A 3,080-nucleotide genomic window follows, 5' to 3' on the forward strand; every position below is an offset into this window, starting at 1 on the left:
ATGTATGCTTATTACCAGCTTCATCCTTAAAACTCATACTTGCAGTTCTTTGAATCATTGCATGTCCTCCTTTCTATGATAATTAAATTGTCACCTTACTAATATCACTTTAATAATGTTATATTTCTAAAACTATGTTAATAAGGTTCCTTTACTAATAACCTAAGATAATACTAACCTCTAGTTATTACATAAGTTTGCTCCTTCTTTATAGAAGTAACATCATGCTCTAGGATACCTCCTATAGCATCAGCTAATACAACTAAATCTTCATTTGTTGCATCTGCTGAAATATTTTTAAAGTTTTGTCCTTTAAAAATATTATTTCCTTTAGAATCAACTCCTATTTGGTATCCTACTGCTAATGAATTTCCAACTAATACTGAACTTGCTGCCATCTTTATCACCTCCTCATATCTTATATACGCATGTAATAAAGGATTTTAAAAATTTTTTAATATTTTTTCTAAAATTTTATACTAATATATATTTTACTAATTATCACATCTACTTAATTTTATGATAATATATTATATTACCTATTTTAAGGAGCCTTATGTTTACCTTTCTCAATGTACTTTGTTATAAAAATTAAAGTCTTAAAACTAAAAAAAGTACTCAATTATTCTTTGAGTACTTTTAGCATTCATTAATTAGATTCTTGTGTATATAATTTTCCCATAATCATCTATATGCTTCTTTAAATTAATATTTATAATGAATTACATTCTTATATTCTTCAAAAATCTTTTTATTAAGCTCATCTCCACCATCTATATTTGCACTATAAAATATTGGTGGTGTTTTTATTCCATTATCTATAAGCTTTTGAGTTGCCTCTGCTACTACTGAATTCATAATAGTTGCTGCAATTACTGTAGATGTAGGACTAACCTTTTGATCTAATCCATTAATTTCTACACATGCATCACCCTTTTCACCATGATTGTCAATAACTATATCACTAACTTCATATAAGTTCTTTCCTGATGAATGTCTTGATGATACTTCCTTTGAATAATTTAAATTAGTTATACAAATTACAGTAGCTCCAATACGCTTTGCTTCAATAGCAACTTCTATACTTACTGGATTTCTTCCTGAAACTGAATGTACAATTACAACATCTCCATTTGAAATATTACTCTTTTTTGCTACTACAGTTCCATAGCCTTCTAGCCTTTCCATTTCACTAGTTAATGTTATTGGATAAGTATCTAGCATTAAATTTTTAGCAAATATAGGATTTATAACAACAAGTCCACCTGCTCTATAGAATAACTCTTCACTTAATATTCCTGCATGAGATGCTCCAAAAGAAAATATAGACTTCTTATTTAATATAGCATCTACAATTACTTTAGTTGCTTTAGCCATATTTTCCTTTTCTTCAATTTCTACTATATCTATTACTTCTTTTATTTTATCAAAATATTTAAATTCCATACTTAAAACTCACCTCCTAAGATTAAAAATTAAGTATTTTTATCTAATTAATCTTTTAGAAATTAAAAATTTTACATTCCTCCAAATACTGAAGCAATTAACTTACCTATAACTCCAAATAGAGATAAATCATTACCACCGAATATTAATATCCAGTTTTGAATTGTACCTGAGTAAATCATTGATGATACTCCTACTAAAGCTACCATTAAAATAGCTGCTGTCATTGTTCCAAATATAGCTCCTTTAAGACCACCTTGTCCTTCTCCTATAACTGCAGCTGCACCACATTCAAAGAAAGAAGTTATAACTAAAGGAATTAATAAAATATTAAATATATTGAAATAATTACTTATTAAAACTAAAATTGTTGATGTTATCATTGCTGTAATAAATCCTATTAATACAGCATTAGGTTTATAATTAAATAATATTGGGCAATCAAAAGCTGGAAGTGCATTTGGAACAATCTTTTCAGAAATTCCTTTAAATGCTGGTACTATTTGATTAATTAACATTCTAACACCTTGTAACATTACTATTAATCCTGCACCAAAAACAAAACCTTGAGTAATTGCATACATAAACAAGTTTTGTCCTGACTCTGCAAAAGCTTCTGGTATAACAAGTCCAACAATTATAAACATAATAAAGATTACTATTCCACCAGTTATTGAAATTTCTCTAAAGAATGAAAGACCTGCTGGAAGTTTTAAATCTTCACTTGATTTTTCTTTATTTCCTACTTTGCTAGCAACAAATCCAGAAAGTAAAGCTAAAATTCCACTTGGATGTCCTAATGTAAATGAAGTATCTCCAGTAACATCACTTACATATTTTCTTAATAACCAAGGCATAATTGACCAATATAGAGCTGATAAAATTGCACCAAATAGTATAAGTGCCCATCCAGTTAGTCCACCTTCAACTCCAGCTGCTACAAATATAAATGGGAACCACCATAACATATGACCAGTTAAGAATATAGTCTTAATTGGAGTAAATTTAGCTATTAAAATATGAATAGCTAGACCTATAAACATAGCTAAACCTATTGTTCCACCATAACTTGCAGTAAATGTAGCATCATTTAATCCATCTACAGCTACTCCTGCAGAACTTAAGCTTTGGAAAGCATTATTTATTGGTGCTATTGAACTTATAAGCATTGAAGTTCCTTGATCTAATATTACCATCCCAAAAGCTGCTAACAATGAACCCTTCACTATATCAGCAAGTTTCTTCTTTTGAAGTATTAATCCTATAGCTGCTATTAAACCTAATAATAACGGTGGGTTACGTAAAACATTATTAATTAAAAAATCCATAAAACCATCCTCCTATTTATTATTTATTATTTAAATATTTTTGTACAACCTCTTTAACTTCTGCTAAATCCATGTATTTTTTTACTGGATAAACAGGCACACTTACTGTTCCTTTTAATTCTTGTTGAAGCTCTGGGCTAGTAAATATTACATCACAGGCAGCTCCTCTAGCATCATTTATATCTGTGTTATCTACCTCTGCATCTACACCCATTTCCTTTAAAACCTTTTCTATTGACATTTTTAAAATCATTGATGAGCCTACTCCAAATCCACAAACCGCTAAAATTTTCATATTAATCCTCC

At 28.9% G+C, this 3,080-nt stretch carries 4 protein-coding genes; all 4 read right to left on the bottom strand.

What is annotated here, in order from left to right; all coding sequences use genetic code 11:
• Window positions 1–173: 173 nt before the first annotated feature.
• Window positions 174–398: a DUF1659 domain-containing protein gene (locus tag HUJ77_RS15205; RefSeq protein WP_291710086.1), complete on the bottom strand. Its 225-nt coding sequence runs from the start codon at window positions 396–398 to the stop codon at window positions 174–176.
• Window positions 399–705: 307 nt separating this feature from the next.
• Window positions 706–1,446 carry an SIS domain-containing protein gene (locus tag HUJ77_RS15210; RefSeq protein ID WP_291710088.1) on the bottom strand — a complete coding sequence of 247 codons (741 nt, stop codon included), beginning with the start codon at window positions 1,444–1,446 and terminating at the stop codon, window positions 706–708.
• A 71-nt stretch (window positions 1,447–1,517) separates the two neighbouring features.
• Complete coding sequence (locus HUJ77_RS15215; RefSeq protein WP_291710090.1) at window positions 1,518–2,774, bottom strand: PTS ascorbate transporter subunit IIC; 1,257 nt, start codon at window positions 2,772–2,774, stop codon at window positions 1,518–1,520.
• Between the two features lie 19 nt (window positions 2,775–2,793).
• On the bottom strand, window positions 2,794–3,080 hold a 287-nt coding region (locus HUJ77_RS15220), incomplete at its 5' end, for a PTS sugar transporter subunit IIB (protein ID WP_291710092.1).

The organism is Clostridium sp. (assembly GCF_021443865.1).
Taxonomy (GTDB): domain Bacteria; phylum Bacillota; class Clostridia; order Clostridiales; family Clostridiaceae; genus Clostridium.

Coding starts and splice junctions, on each gene's coding strand:
- HUJ77_RS15210 (WP_291710088.1), bottom strand. CDS start 1,446: ATGGAATTTAAATATTTTGATAAAATAAAAGAAGTAATAGATATAGTA.
- HUJ77_RS15215 (WP_291710090.1), bottom strand. CDS start 2,774: ATGGATTTTTTAATTAATAATGTTTTACGTAACCCACCGTTATTATTA.
- HUJ77_RS15205 (WP_291710086.1), bottom strand. CDS start 398: ATGGCAGCAAGTTCAGTATTAGTTGGAAATTCATTAGCAGTAGGATAC.